Origin of the sequence: Georgenia ruanii (assembly GCF_009193175.1) — a bacterium.
GTDB lineage: Bacteria > Actinomycetota > Actinomycetes > Actinomycetales > Actinomycetaceae > Georgenia > Georgenia ruanii.
Map to the genome: position 1 here is coordinate 69,475 of NZ_VUKE01000013.1, position 12,809 is coordinate 82,283.

12 protein-coding genes and 1 riboswitch are annotated in these 12,809 nt (G+C 74.8%); of the genes, 2 read left to right on the forward strand and 10 right to left on the reverse strand.

Annotated elements, in window-relative coordinates; translation table 11 throughout:
- Nucleotides 1–13 precede the first annotated feature (13 nt).
- Nucleotides 14–1,096 carry an LLM class flavin-dependent oxidoreductase gene (locus tag GD880_RS13485; RefSeq protein WP_152232137.1) on the reverse strand — a complete coding sequence of 361 codons (1,083 nt, stop codon included), beginning with the start codon at nt 1,094–1,096 and terminating at the stop codon, nt 14–16.
- 291 nt (nt 1,097–1,387) lie between these two features.
- Nucleotides 1,388–1,513: riboswitch (SAM riboswitch) on the reverse strand.
- 115 nt (nt 1,514–1,628) lie between these two features.
- A complete protein-coding gene (proB, locus tag GD880_RS13490; protein WP_152232138.1) occupies nt 1,629–2,774 on the reverse strand; it encodes a glutamate 5-kinase in 1,146 nt (381 codons plus the stop codon).
- A 356-nt stretch (nt 2,775–3,130) separates the two neighbouring features.
- On the opposite strand from proB, the gene GD880_RS13495 reads away from it, so the two are divergent.
- Complete coding sequence (locus GD880_RS13495; RefSeq protein ID WP_226909653.1) at nt 3,131–4,552, forward strand: FAD-binding oxidoreductase; 1,422 nt, start codon at nt 3,131–3,133, stop codon at nt 4,550–4,552.
- 91 nt (nt 4,553–4,643) lie between these two features.
- Here the strand turns inward: GD880_RS13495 and GD880_RS13500 are convergent, their stop codons facing one another.
- From GD880_RS13500 to rplU, 7 genes are all read right to left on the reverse strand, one after another.
- Nucleotides 4,644–5,654, reverse strand: coding sequence for a cytochrome d ubiquinol oxidase subunit II (locus tag GD880_RS13500; protein ID WP_152232139.1), 1,011 nt, complete (start codon nt 5,652–5,654; stop codon nt 4,644–4,646).
- A complete protein-coding gene (locus GD880_RS13505; protein ID WP_152232140.1) occupies nt 5,651–7,000 on the reverse strand; it encodes a cytochrome ubiquinol oxidase subunit I in 1,350 nt (449 codons plus the stop codon). Before GD880_RS13505 ends, GD880_RS13500 begins: the two co-directional genes overlap by 4 nt.
- A 91-nt stretch (nt 7,001–7,091) precedes the next feature.
- Complete coding sequence (locus tag GD880_RS13510; protein WP_152232141.1) at nt 7,092–7,292, reverse strand: hypothetical protein; 201 nt, start codon at nt 7,290–7,292, stop codon at nt 7,092–7,094.
- A 131-nt stretch (nt 7,293–7,423) separates the two neighbouring features.
- Nucleotides 7,424–8,836, reverse strand: coding sequence for an ABC transporter permease (locus GD880_RS13515; protein ID WP_193314511.1), 1,413 nt, complete (start codon nt 8,834–8,836; stop codon nt 7,424–7,426).
- Nucleotides 8,837–8,992: 156 nt separating this feature from the next.
- The gene (gene obgE / locus GD880_RS13525; RefSeq protein WP_152232144.1) at nt 8,993–10,516 is read right to left on the reverse strand and encodes a GTPase ObgE; all 1,524 of its coding nucleotides are present in this window, start codon (nt 10,514–10,516) and stop codon (nt 8,993–8,995) included.
- 212 nt (nt 10,517–10,728) lie between these two features.
- A complete protein-coding gene (gene rpmA / locus GD880_RS13530) occupies nt 10,729–10,986 on the reverse strand; it encodes a 50S ribosomal protein L27 (protein WP_152204232.1) in 258 nt (85 codons plus the stop codon).
- Nucleotides 10,987–11,044: 58 nt separating this feature from the next.
- Nucleotides 11,045–11,365, reverse strand: coding sequence for a 50S ribosomal protein L21 (gene rplU / locus GD880_RS13535; RefSeq protein WP_152204231.1), 321 nt, complete (start codon nt 11,363–11,365; stop codon nt 11,045–11,047).
- Between the two features lie 266 nt (nt 11,366–11,631).
- On the opposite strand from rplU, the gene GD880_RS13540 reads away from it, so the two are divergent.
- The gene (locus GD880_RS13540; protein WP_152232145.1) at nt 11,632–12,132 is read left to right on the forward strand and encodes a hypothetical protein; all 501 of its coding nucleotides are present in this window, start codon (nt 11,632–11,634) and stop codon (nt 12,130–12,132) included.
- On the opposite strand, the gene GD880_RS13545 is transcribed toward GD880_RS13540, so the two are convergent.
- Nucleotides 12,080–12,736, reverse strand: a complete 657-nt coding sequence (locus tag GD880_RS13545) for an SDR family oxidoreductase (protein WP_152232146.1) — start codon at nt 12,734–12,736, stop codon at nt 12,080–12,082. The two genes, GD880_RS13540 and GD880_RS13545, sit on opposite strands and share 53 nt — an antisense overlap.
- Between the last annotated feature and the right edge of the window lie 73 nt (nt 12,737–12,809).

Sequence of the window (12,809 nt, forward strand, 5' to 3'; positions counted from 1 at the left end):
GGGTCTGGCGGGCTCAGGCGACGGGCACGGCGGCGAGCTGGCCGGTCCAGCGGGCGCCGGTGACCGGCCCGCGCCGGGCGGCGTCCGCCCCCGCGCCACGGGTGGCGGCGGCGGCGCGGACCGCGGGGCGCTGCGCCGTCGGCGCGTTCGCCACCGCCTGCTCTGCCACCAGACCCCGGGTGCGCAGCTCGGGCAGGACCCCGCGCAGCAGGCCCACGACGTCGGCGGGAAGGGACCCGGGCAGGACGACGAACCCGTCGGCCGCTCCGCCCTGCACCCAGGTCTGGATGAGGTCGGCGACGTCGCCGGGGGTGCCCACCGCGCTCAACGCGCCCCGCCAGGGCGCGTCGTCGCCGTCGATGTCGGCGACGAGCTCGGCCCGCGCCTCGGCGCTGGCCCGGTCGGCGGAGATCACAGCGTGGAGGTCGACGAGGACCCGCACGTCCTCACGGCCCGCGGCCCGGGCCGCGGCGCGGACGGCGTAGCGCAGCTCGCGGGCCCACTCCAGGTCCTGCTCGCGGATGCGCACGACGTCGGCGAAGGACCCGGCGAGCTCCACCTCGGACTCGGTGCTCACCGGGACACAGACGCGGGGGCGCGCCGCCTTCGCGGCGCCCGCCCGGCGCGGCAGCGTGCCGGTCACGCCCGAGAGGGTACGGGCCAGCGCGTCGGTGTCGCCGTTGTGGTCGCTGACCTGCAGGCCCGCCCAGGCACCGCCGGTCGAGCTGATCTGGGCCAGCTCACCGGCGACGAGGGACAGGTCGGCGCCGCGCACCGGGACGCTGGGCACCAGGCCGGCGGCCGCGTGGGGGCTGATGCGGCGGGCGGCGACCACCGGGTCGAGCCAGGAGTCGTGCCGCACCGCGCGGTCGCTGCGCAGGCGGAACTGCTCGCCGAGAGAGACGAAGGAGACCCCGCCGCGGTGGGCGGAGCGGGTGTACGAGGCCAGCCGGGCCAGGTCGGCCTTCTCGACGGGCAGGTCGGCGGAGAAGCCGTCGGTCGCGCCGCTCACGCCGAGACCGGTGAGGTCGAGGCCGATGGTGGCCTTGGCGGCGGAGGGGCGAGCGGTGCGGGTGGGCAGCAGGGAGATAGACATGGGTGCACATCCAGAAGGTGTCGTCGCGCGATGCGCGGTGAAGCAAGGAAGGAGGCCTGCCCGGCCGGTCCCAGGCCGCGGTGTGTCACGCACCCGGCGAGGGGGCTCTGGGCAGGGGTGATGCGTCGGCGGCTCAGCGCCGGGGCATCGCGGAGAACGTCGTCAGGCGGACATTCGCGAACGACAGCACATGGACATGCACATGGAGCGGCGAGGCGAGAGGGCGATCTGCCTGGGGCTCGGGTGCGTGTTCATCGTCGTTCTGGTTCCTTCGTGCTCATGCACCTGGAGGTGCCGTGCGTTGCCCCACGAGGACCGTGGGGCCAGGTCATCACCCGGGGCACCCCCAGCACGTGGGGGGTTGCCGACCAGCAAGCCGGGGCTTAGCGCACGTGGTGCGCACTGGTGCTCTGAACCTTGTGGCCGACGCTAGGCGAGGCGAAGTTCACGTGTCAACAATCCGGACCGCGCGTCTCGCGTGGTGGTCCGGGCCGGGGCTCGTGCGGCCACCCGCGGGCCGAGCCCGGCCCTCCTAGCGGCGCCGGCGCGGCCGCACCTGCGCGAGGTCGTCGCGGTGGACGACGGCGCGCGGGTGCTGGTCGAAGTTGTCGGCGAGCTGGTGGCTGGACTTGCCCATGATGTGCGGGATCTCGGCGGCGCCGTAGGCGGTCAGCCCGCGAGCGACGACGCCGTCGGGCCCCACCAGCTCCACGACGTCGCCGGCCTCGAAGTCGCCGTCGACGCCGACGACACCCGCGGCCAGCAGGGACCGCTTGCCGTCGGTCACGGCGCGGGCCGCCCCGGCGTCGAGGTGCAGCCGGCCGCGCACCTGCGCCGCGTGCGCCAGCCACAGCCGCCGGGCGGATTTGCGCCGACCGGTGGCCGCGAACCAGGTGCCCACCTGCTCCCCCGCGAGCGCGGGCGAAATGTTGGCCGCGGAGGTGAGCACCACGGGGATGCCGGCCCCCGTGGCGATGGAGGCGGCGTCGAGCTTGGTGACCATGCCGCCGGTGCCGATGTCGCTGCCGCGCCCGGTCACCTCCACCCCGGCGAGGTCGGCGCTGCCGCGGACCTCGCGGATGAGCCGGGTGCCGGGCCGGGAGGGCGGCCCGTCGTAGAGGCCGTCGACGTCGGTGAGCAGCACGAGCGCGTCGGCGCGGACGAGGTGGGAGACGAGCGCGGCGAGCCGGTCGTTGTCGCCGAAGCGGATCTCGTCCGTGGCGACGGTGTCGTTCTCGTTGACGATCGGCACGACGCCGAGGGTGAGCAGACGCTCGAGCGCCCGCTGGGCGTTGGCATAGTTGGTCCGGCGGATGAGGTCCTCGGCGGTGAGCAGCACCTGCCCGACCCGGCGGCCGTGGTAGGCGAACGCCTCGGTGTACCGCGCCACGAGCAGGCCCTGCCCGACGCTGGCGGTGGCCTGCGCCGTCGCCAGGTCCTTGGGCTTGCCCGGCAGGCCGAGCGGCATGATGCCCGCCGCGATCGCGCCGGAGGAGACGAGGACGACCTGCTGCCCGGCGGCGCGCCGCTCGGCCAGCACCTGCACGAGGTGGTGGACGGCGGACAGGTCGAGGCGGCCGTCCGGGGCCGTGAGCGAGGACGACCCCACCTTCACGACGATCCGCGCGGCGGTCGGCAGCTCGGAACGGCTGGTCAGCGGCAGGTTCACGGCTCTCATCATCCCGCACGCGCGGCGTGGTCCGCGCCGGGCGTCCAGGTGCGGCGCCTGCGGCATGGTCGGCGCCGGCCGTCCCGGTGCGGCACCCCCGGGCGTGGTCGGCGCCGGCCATCCAGGCGCGGCACCCCCGCGGGGTCCGCGCCCGGCGTCCAGGCGCTACACCGGCCACCCGCTCCGACCCCACGTCGCACCGCCTCCTCACCCCGCTCGGATCTCTTGTCCCCCTTTGGTCCCCGGGGAAGAATCGGCCGCGACAGCAGCCGGGCGGTCGTCGCGGGGCCGGCGAGGAAGACGGACCGATCGGCGGCCGCCACGCGGGTACGACACCCGCGGGCGGACCGAGGGCGGTGGTCGCCGTGAGCACGTCAGCACCCGGGCCGAAGCTCGAGGCCCTCACCCGGCGCGTGGGTGGAGCGGTGTGCCGGGCCGGCGACCCCGGCTACGAGGAGGCCCGCCGGGTCTGGAACGGCATGGTCGACCGGCGGCCACTCGCCGTCGTCCGCGCCGCCACGGCGGGCGACATCGGCGCCGTCGTCGAGTTCGCCAAGGAGACCGGGCTGCCGCTGGCCGTGCGCGGCGGCGGGCACGGCGTGGCCGGCAACGGCACGGTCGACGGCGGCATCGTCCTGGACTTGGGCAGCCTCGACTTCGTCAGCGTCGACCCCGGGTCCGGCACGGTCCGGGCCGAGCCGGGCGCCACCATCGCCGACGTCGACGCCGCCACCGCCGTCCACGACCTCGCGGTCCCGCTCGGCGTGGTCTCGACGACCGGCATCGCCGGCCTCACGCTCGGCGGCGGCATCGGGTGGCTCACCCGCGCCCACGGCCTGAGCATCGACAACCTCCTGGCTGCCGACGTCGTCACCGCCGGGGGTGGGACGCTGCACGCCAGCGCCGAGGAGAACCCGGACCTCTTCTGGGGCATCCGCGGCGGGGGCGGCAACTTCGGCGTCGTCTCGGCCTTCACCTTCCGTGCCGACCCGCTGCCGCACGAGGTGCTCGCCGGCAACCTCGTCTACGGCGAGGAGCGCTGGCTCGACGCGCTGCTGGCGTGGGAGGAGTGGACCCGGGCGCTGCCCGACGCCATGCAGTCCATCGTCACCTTCTTCGTGCCGCCGCCGAGCTGGGAGCTTGGGTCCGAGCCGCTCATGGTCGTGCGGTTCGCGTGGGCCGGCCCGGACCACGCGGAGGGCGCCGCAGTGCTGGCGCAACTGCGCGCGGCGGCGCGGCCGGACGGCGAGGTGGTCGGGCCGATGGCGTGGACCGCCTGGCAGTCGGTCGCGGACGAGCTCTTTCCGCGCGGCTCGCGCGCCTACTGGAAGAACACGTCCTTCGACCGGATGGCCGACGACGTCGTGGAGACCCTCGTGCTCCGCGCCGGCGAGCAGCGCTGGCGCGGCACCGGGTTCGACATCCACCACATGGGCGGCGCCTACGGCCGCGTGCCCGAGGACGCCACGGCGTTCCCCACCCGCGCCGCGAGGTTCTGGCTCAACGTCTACGGCTACTGGCAGGACGCCGCCGACGACGGCGCCCGGGTGGCCTTCGTGCGCGGACTCGCCACCGACATGGAACCGTTCGCCACGGGCGGGACGTACACGAACTTCCTCGGCGCCGAGGCCCCGGGGCCGGACGAACGCCGGGCGCAGCAGGTCGACCGCCGGGCGCAGGCGGCGGCGGTGTGGGGCCCGGACGCGCTCGAGCGCCTGGTCGCGCTCAAGCGCCGGTACGACCCGGGCAACCTCTTCCACCTCAACCACAACATCCCGCCGACGTAGCCGCGCCGCTTCTCAGGCGCTGCTCACCGGCCGCAGGTCTCGGACGAGGTCGCGATCTCCGACGCCGCCTCTCCTCCGCCGCCTCCCAGACTCACACGTCCGCGCGCTGCCGTCGCCCCTCGCGCTGGAACAGCGAGTACAGCCACACGAGCGACGGGACCAGGAGGAGCGCGCCTACGGCGAGGCTGATGAGCACCGCGCGCAGCACCGCGTCGGTCGCGGCCGCCTGCTGCACGGTCACGTTGGCCTGGAGGAGGTGTGGGTACTGCGCCGCGGCCCAGGCCACCAGGACGAGCGCCACGGCGGCGGCCGCCGTCAGCCGCACGGCGCCGTAGCGGCGCAGCGCCAGGAGCACGAGACTCGCGAGCCCCGCGGCGGCCGAGGCGACGGCGAACGGCAGCGCCACGCCGACCAACCCGATGAACAGCTGGTCGGCGAACTGGGCGATGACGATCAGCCCGGTCACGGCCACCACGCCGGTCACGACCCCGGACACCAGCGCCCGGGTCCGGAAGTACTCGGCCAGCGTGTCCTCGCCGGTGCGCCGGGCGTCCCCGGTGAGGTAGACGGCGGCCAGGTAGGCGCACACGAGCACCGCCATCAGGCCGCTGAACAGGCTGACCGGGTTGACCCAGCTGCCCACCACGTCGCCCAACCTGCCGTACGGCACCTGGCCGGAGGCCAGCGCGCCGGCGACGGTGCCGAGGAAGAACGGGGTGAGCACCGAGGACGCCGCGAACAGCACCCCGAACAGCTCCTCCAGCCGTCCGGGCGGCACCGACTTGCGGAACACGAAGGCCGAGCCCCGGAAGATGATGCCGACCGCCACGAGCGTGAGCGGGATGATGAGCGTCGCCGCCGCCGACGCGAAGGCGAGGGGGAAGGCGGTCCACGCCATGACGATGGCGAAGATGAGCCAGACGTGGTTGGCCTCCCACACCGGACCGATGATGTGCTCGATGAGCTCACGGACGGGTCGGCCGCGCTCCCCGCGGCCGGCCAGCAGGTCCCAGGTGCCGGCGCCGAAGTCCGCCCCGCCGAAGAGCAGGTAGGCGACGACGGCGAGCCACAGCACCGCCAGGGCGACGTCGGCGAGGGTCATGACCGGCCGCCGACGGCGCGGTAGTCCGCGACGTGCTCGGCCACCCCGGTCGGGAGGGGCGTGCGGGCGAGCCGGCGCAGCACGTAGATCGCGGCGATGGTGAGGAAGACGTAGACCGGGATGAGCCCGTAGAAGCCGAGGCGCAGGCCGGCCACCGGGTTAACGGCGTGCGCGGTAAGGAGGTAGCCGTAGACGATCCACGGCTGGCGGCCCACCTCGGTCACCACCCACCCGCACTCCAGGGCGACGACGGCGGCCGGCCCGGCGAGCACGGCCAGGCGGTAGAACCACGATGAGGCGGGCAGCGCGCGCCGGCGCCACGCGGCGACGGCGAACCACAGCGACAGGCCGAGCAGCACGAACGCCAGCCCAACCATGATGTCGAAGCTCCAGTGCACCATCATGACCGGTGGCCGCAGCACCGGCGGCACCGTCTCCAGCCCGGGGACGGTCGAGTTCGGGTCGCCGCTGACCAGCAGCGACAACCCGTGCGGGATGGTGAGGGCGTACCGCAGCTCCCCGTCGCTGAGCACCCCGCCCACCTGCAGCGGCGCGCCCTGCTCGCTGCGCAGCAGCGCCTCCATGGCGGCGAGCTTGATCGGCTCCAGATCGGCCACGGCGCGGGCCGCCACGTCGCCGACGACCACCTGGACGGGGGCCGCGATCGCGCCGAGGGTGAATGCCAGGCCGAACGCCCGTCGGTGATAGACGTCCCGGCGGCCGCGCAGCAGCGCCACCGCGTACACGCAGGCGACGAGGAACCCGCTGACCATGAGGGCGGCGACGATCATGTGCACGGTCTCGTGCGGCATGGCCGGGTTGAACATCGCCCGCCACGGCGAGGCCGCGACCACCCGCCCGTCCTCGACCCGGAAGCCGACGGGGGTCTGCATCCAGGCGTTGGCGGTCACCACGAAGAACGCCGACGCGATCCCGGCGACGATGATCGGCAGGCCGGCGAGCAGGTGCGCCCGGGGCGGCAGGCGGCCCCAGGCGTAGAGGTAGATCCCCAGGAAGATCGCCTCGATGAAGAACGCGATCCCCTCGATGGCGAAGGGCAGCCCGATGACCTCGCCGTAGGTGCCCATGAGGCCGGGCCACAGCAGGCCCATCTCGAACGACAGGATGGTCCCGGAGACCGCGCCGACGGCGAAGACCACGGCGAGCGCCTTGGCCCAGCGGCGCGCGATGAGCGTCCACGTCTCGTCGCGGGTGCGCAGCCCGCGCCACTCGGCCAGCAGCACCAGCGCCGGGAAGCCGACGCCCAGGCAGGCGAGGACGATGTGCCACCCCAGCGACATGGCCATCTGCATCCGCGCCGCGAGCAGATCGCCGAGGGCCGTCATGGGACCACCTGATCTCGGGCCGACGGGGCGTCGTCACGGCGCCGGAGGGTTCAGCGGGGCGTGGCCCGGGCCGGGCCGCCCGCACCGCGCGTCAGGGCTCGAGCCGCTTGGTGCGACCCCGGTTGCCCTCGTGCGTGTCCTGGTAGGCGCCGGCGGCCGGGTCTCCCCCGCCCTCGTCGCCGTGCACGCTCGGCGAACGGCCGAGGTCGTCCTCGAGCGCGGACTCCTCATCCGCGCCGCCGAAGGTGAGGTCGGCGGCGCCGGGCCTTCTCTTCTCGTCCTTCTCCGTCATGGCTCCACCGTGGCACCGGTGGGGGCATCCGGCAGCCCGAGCCGGCGCGACGCCGTCGCGAATCGGCAACCCGCGACGCCGTCGCGGACCGACCGCCTTTTGCCGGAGCTGCGCCCGCGCGCGGCGCAGGGTCAGGAGGTGGCAGGTCCGGAGTCCGCCGTCGTCCCCGTCGCGGTCCCCTTGGGGGCCGACGCCGCGTCGACGTCGTCGTCCTCGGCCGCCTCCGCCTCGAGGGAGGCGATCTGCGCCTCGGTGTCCCGGCTGCGGCCGGCGGCGACCTCACGCGCCCGGGCGAGCCAGAGCAGCAGGGCGCCGAGCAGCAGCCAGCCCAGCAGGACCAGCAGCGGGCGCAGCGCGCCACCGCCGCCGAGGTACGCCACCGACTGCACGAGCCGGCCGTAGGCGCCCTGTGGGAGGAGCTGGCCGATGGCACCGAACGGGCTCGGGAGCATCTCCGGGGCCGAGGTCAGCCCGGACAGGCCGATCCCGGGAATGACGATGAGCAGCGTGAACAGACCGGCGGCCACGAGGCCACCGAGGCGGACGAGCGCCAGGACGACGGCCTCGACCGCGAGGACCGCGAACGCCGTCACCGCCGCCACCTGGAGGAAGGCCCCCGCGACGGAGCCGAGCAGCTGGAGCGCGGCCGCCACCCCGATGCCGAGGACGACCGCCAGGGCGAGCGCCCCGGTCAGCTGCGCCGACAGGCGCCGACCGGCCGTTCGCGCGATGACGCAGGCGCCGGCGACGGCGGCCAGGGTCGCGATCGTGGCAGCCACCTGCAGGCCGTACCCGGAGGTGTCGGCCTTCGAGCCGGGCGCGACGTCGTCGACGGTGGCGCCCAGGGAGGTGCCGATGTTGCCGAGGAATTGCCCGAGGACGGGGCTGGCGCCGGTGGCGACGACGGCGGTCGCGCTCGAGCTGTCGACGGCGAACCCGCCGTAGACCTCGCGGTGCAGGGTCGCGGCGCGCAGCGCGTCGGCGTCACCGTAGGTCTTCACGTGAAAGGCCCCGGGCTGGAGCGTCGTGAGCAGCTGCTCGATCTGGCTCGTGGAGGTCTTCTCCCCCGCCACGCCGACGGGCACGTTGCGCGGGACGGTGCCCAGGAAGGGCGCGACGAGCGCGACGATGGCGAACACGGCGGCGATGGCGGTCACCAGCGCGACGGCGACGAGCCGGCCGACACCCGTGTGCTCGGGGGCCGGTGCGGCCCCGCCGTCCTCCGCGCTCGTCTCCGCCGCCTCGCCCGGCTCGGTTGTCCCGCCCGGCTCGGCCGTCTCGTCCGGCGCGGCCGCACCGCCCGGCTCGGCCGCGCCAGCGGGTTGAGCCTGATCACCCAGTGCCGGCGCCTCACCGGCCCGTGCTGCACCGGCAGGCTCGGCCCCGTCCGCGCGTCCGGACGCCCCACCCGCCGTCGCGGCTTCGGTGCGCGGGGCGGCGGACTGCTCCGCCTCGGCGGGTCCGGCGCCGTCCGGCATCGTCACGTCGGGGTCCGGCTCGTTGGTCGCGTCGGCGCCGCCTGCGGCGCGCGGGTCCTGGGACATGTGCCTCCTGCCGTGCACGGCAGAGCCTTTCCACCGCGGCCATCCACCCTACGACGCACACCCTGGGAGCGGCCTGGGAGCGTCCCGCCGGGCGAGCTCAACGGCCCGGCGACTGCGACTCGACGGCGGCGGTCGGTCCAGCGGCCCGGCGGCGGGCTACTCCTCGTCGGCGGTCGGGTCGGTCCAGCGGCCCGAGTCGCGCTCGGTCCACAGCTCCTCGCGGGTCGCCGCCTTGGCGTCCATGAGGTCGTGGTAGCCGCGGCGCTTCTCGGCGCGGGTGGGCCGGGCGCTCTCCTCCAGGCGCAGGTCGGTGCCGCGCGGGCCGAGCAGCTCCGCGCCGGCCTGCAGGGTCGGCTCCCAGTCGAACACGACGCCACCCTCGACGGGTCCGATGACGACGGTGTCGCCCGCGACGGCCCCGACCTTGTAGAGCTGTTCCTCGATGCCGACCTTGGCGAGCCGGTCGGCGAGGTAGCCGACGGCCTCGTCGTTGTTGAAGTCGGTCTGGCGCACCCAGCGCTCCGGCTTCGTGCCGCGCACCTGGTAGAAGACCCCGTCGGGGCCGGTGCGCCGGCTGACGTTGAAGCCGACGTCGTCGACCGCCTTGGGCCGCAGGATGACGCGCGTGGCCTCCGGCGTCGGGGCCTCGGCGCGGGCCCGGGCGACGATCTCGGCGAGCGCGAAGGACAGCGGGCGCAGGCCCTCGTGGGAGGCCGTCGAGATCTCGAAGACGGGCAGGCCCCGGGCCTCGAGGTCCGGGCGGACGAGCTCGGCCAGGTCGCGGGCCTCGGGGACATCGATCTTGTTGAGCACCACGATGCGCGGCCGGTCCATGAGCGGCACCCGCCCGCCGGCGATGTCCAGGTCGCCGGCGTAGGCGCCCAGCTCCGCCTCGATGGTGTCGAGATCGCTGATCGGGTCGCGGCCGGGCTCGAGGGTGGCGCAGTCGAGAACGTGCACGATCACCGCGCACCGCTCGATGTGGCGCAGGAACTCCAGCCCCAGGCCCTTGCCCTGAGAGGCGCCGGGGATGAGGCCCGGCACGTCGGCGACGGTGTAGCGCTCGCCGCCGGCCTGCACGACGCCGAGGTTCGGCACCAGCGTGGTGAAGGGGTAGTCGGCGATCTTCGGGCGGGCGGCCGACATCGCGGCGATGAGCGAGGACTTCCCGGCGCTGGGGAAGCCGACGAGCGCGACGTCGGCGACCGACTTCAGCTCCAGCACGAGGTCGATCTGCTCGCCCTCCTCGCCGAGCAGGGCGAAGCCGGGGGCCTTGCGGCGCGGCGAGGCCAGCGCGGCGTTGCCCAGCCCGCCGTGCCCGCCGGTGGCCGCGACGAAGCGGGTGCCGGCGCCGACGAGGTCCGCGAGCACCTCGCCGTCCGGTGTCTTCACGACGGTGCCGTCCGGCACGGGGAGGACGAGGTCCTCGCCGTTGCGGCCCGCGCGCATGTCGCCGGCCCCCTGGGTGCCGGAGGTGGCCCGCTGGTGCGGGGCGTGGTGGTAGGCCAGCAGCGTCGTGGTCTGCGGGTCGACGACGAGGACGACGTCGCCGCCCCTGCCGCCGTTGGCCCCGTCGGGGCCGGCGAGGGGCTTGAACTTCTCGCGGCGGATGGACGCGCACCCGTTCCCGCCGTCGCCCGCGGCCACGTGGAGCACCACGCGGTCTACGAAGGTGGCCATCGCCGTCGTCCTCTTCCCTGCTGCTTGCTGCACTACCGATTGCTGCTACCGGCCCTGCCGGGGGCCGCCGTCCTGTGCCCGTCCGATGCGGAGACCCGTCCGGCGGGGAGGCCCGCCAGTCCAGTGTGCCCCGCGGCCCCGGCCCGGGCCGGACATGCGGCAGGGGCGGACGGCATCACGCCGTCCGCCCCTGTGGCTGCGTTCGCGGTGGGTCAGGCCTCGGCCAGCACCACGTCGACGACCTTGCGCCCGCGGCGGGTGCCGAAGGCCACGGCGCCGGCCTCGAGGGCGAACAGGGTGTCGTCCTTGCCACGGCCGACGTTCAGGCCGGGGTGGAAGTGAGTGCCGCGCTGGCGGACGATGATCTCGCCGGCCTTGACGACCTGACCGCCGAAGCGCTTCACACCGAGGCGCTGGGCGTTGGAGTCGCGGCCGTTCCGGGAGGAGCTGGCGCCCTTCTTGTGTGCCATCTCGAACCTGCTTTCGTTCTCGTCTTCGTGTCAGGAACGGGCCCGTGCGGGCCGCAACTTACTTGATGCCGGTGACCTTGAGGCGGGTCAGCTTGGAGCGGTAGCCCTGGCGCTTGCGGTAACCGGTCTTGTTCTTGTACTTCACGATCGAGATCTTCGGGCCCTTCTCGGCCCGCACGATCTCGGCAGTCACCTTGACCTTGTCCAGGTCGCCGGCGGCCGTGGTGACCTTGTCACCGTCGACGAGCATGATCGGCTCGAGCTCGACGGTCTCGCCGACCTCACCGGTCAGCTTGTCGACGACGACGACGTCGCCGACGGACACCTTCTCCTGACGGCCGCCGGCCTTGACGATCGCGTACACCACGTTGCTGCTCATCTCTGTCGTTTCGGCTCTTGACTGTTCACGCACCCGCGCCCGGCCACACGGCGGTCGGGGGGACGCGCAAGACTTGGGGTCCGGCGCGCTGCTCTGCGGCGCACCGACGCTCTAGGTTACGGTCTGGCGCGCCCCGGGGCAAATGTCCGCGGCCCGGCGGGCCGCCCCGGACGGTGTGGGATCGGGCACAGCGCCGCGCGAGATCCGCGGCTTCCCCATGGTACCGGGTAGACCTCGGTGTCAGTGGCGGGTGGCAGTCTCCGGCCATGGAGCCCACCACCGTGCCCGTATCTGCCGCGGCGGCGATCAGCGGCTTCTTCGCGCACGCCCGGGTGCTGCGTCGCCCGGCGGTGCGCGACACCGCGGCGCTCGTGCGCCGTCACCTCGAGACGTACCTCGACACCGAGGGCGAGCGGTGGCTCGGCCCGGACGACCGCGTCCTCGTCGCCGCCGAGCGGGAGGTGGATCCGGCCGGGGCGGTGGCCCGGGTGACCGGCCCGGCCGTGCTCGTCGCCGCCCTGCCCGGCTTCCTCGACCCCGCCTGGCTCATCCCCACCGCGCCCGCGGCCCGGATCCAGCTGCTCGTCGTCGCCGAGCTGGTGCGCTGGCTCGAGCACGCGGGCCTGGTGGACGGCATGGCCTACCCGGTGCTGGCGGTGCGGGCGGCGCTGGCCCGGGCCGCGGCGCGGCTGGCGGCCGGGCCGGGCCCGCCGGTCAGTCGGTCAGCTCCGCCAGAGCGACCGCCACCCGGGTCGGACCGGAGATGACCTCGGTGACCAGACCCGCGGTGGCGGGGTCGTCCAGGGCCGCGCAGATGACCCGGGCGACGTCCTCGCGCGGGATGCTGCCGCGGCCGGTCTCTGCGCCCATGGTGACCTCGCCGGTGCCCGGCTCGTCCGTCAGGCCGCCGGGCCGGACGATGGTCCAGTCCAGCTCGCGGCGCATGAGGTCCTCGTCGGCGGCCTTCTTGGCGTCCTGGTAGGCGGCGAAGACCTCGTCCTCGATGCCGGCCCCGCCCCGGCCCGCACCCATGGAGGAGACCATGACGTAGCGCCGCACGCCGGCGCGCTCGGCGGCGTCGGCGAGGAGCACCGCGCCACCCCGGTCCACGGTGTCCTTGCGTGCCGCGCCGCTGCCCGGGCCCGCGCCCGCCGCGAAGACGACGGCGTCGGCACCGGCGATGAGCTCCGCGAGCTCGTCCGCGCTGTCCCGCTCGAGGTCGAAGACGACCGGTTCGGCCCCGGCCGCCCGCACGTCGTCGGCGTGGTCCGGGTTGCGGATCAGGCCCACCACCTCGTCCCCGCGGCCGGCGAGCTGGCGCTCGAGGATGCGGGCGATCTTGCCGTGGCCTCCGGCGATGACGACTCTCATGCCCGCGACGTTACGACCTCAGACCGCCCGCGGGCCATCGGCGGGCACGCGGGCGGCCTCGGCCGGCGCGCTC

What these genes read in the sequence shown, in the direction of transcription:
- GD880_RS13485 (WP_152232137.1), bottom strand. Translation starts at nt 1,096, where the DNA reads ATGTCTATCTCCCTGCTGCCCACCCGCACCGCTCGCCCCTCCGCCGCC.
- proB (WP_152232138.1), bottom strand. Translation starts at nt 2,774, where the DNA reads ATGAGAGCCGTGAACCTGCCGCTGACCAGCCGTTCCGAGCTGCCGACC.
- GD880_RS13500 (WP_152232139.1), bottom strand. Translation starts at nt 5,654, where the DNA reads ATGACCCTCGCCGACGTCGCCCTGGCGGTGCTGTGGCTCGCCGTCGTC.
- GD880_RS13505 (WP_152232140.1), bottom strand. Translation starts at nt 7,000, where the DNA reads ATGACGGCCCTCGGCGATCTGCTCGCGGCGCGGATGCAGATGGCCATG.
- GD880_RS13510 (WP_152232141.1), bottom strand. Translation starts at nt 7,292, where the DNA reads ATGACGGAGAAGGACGAGAAGAGAAGGCCCGGCGCCGCCGACCTCACC.
- GD880_RS13515 (WP_193314511.1), bottom strand. Translation starts at nt 8,836, where the DNA reads ATGTCCCAGGACCCGCGCGCCGCAGGCGGCGCCGACGCGACCAACGAG.
- obgE (WP_152232144.1), bottom strand. Translation starts at nt 10,516, where the DNA reads ATGGCCACCTTCGTAGACCGCGTGGTGCTCCACGTGGCCGCGGGCGAC.
- rpmA (WP_152204232.1), bottom strand. Translation starts at nt 10,986, where the DNA reads ATGGCACACAAGAAGGGCGCCAGCTCCTCCCGGAACGGCCGCGACTCC.
- rplU (WP_152204231.1), bottom strand. Translation starts at nt 11,365, where the DNA reads ATGAGCAGCAACGTGGTGTACGCGATCGTCAAGGCCGGCGGCCGTCAG.
- GD880_RS13540 (WP_152232145.1), top strand. Translation starts at nt 11,632, where the DNA reads ATGGAGCCCACCACCGTGCCCGTATCTGCCGCGGCGGCGATCAGCGGC.
- GD880_RS13545 (WP_152232146.1), bottom strand. Translation starts at nt 12,736, where the DNA reads ATGAGAGTCGTCATCGCCGGAGGCCACGGCAAGATCGCCCGCATCCTC.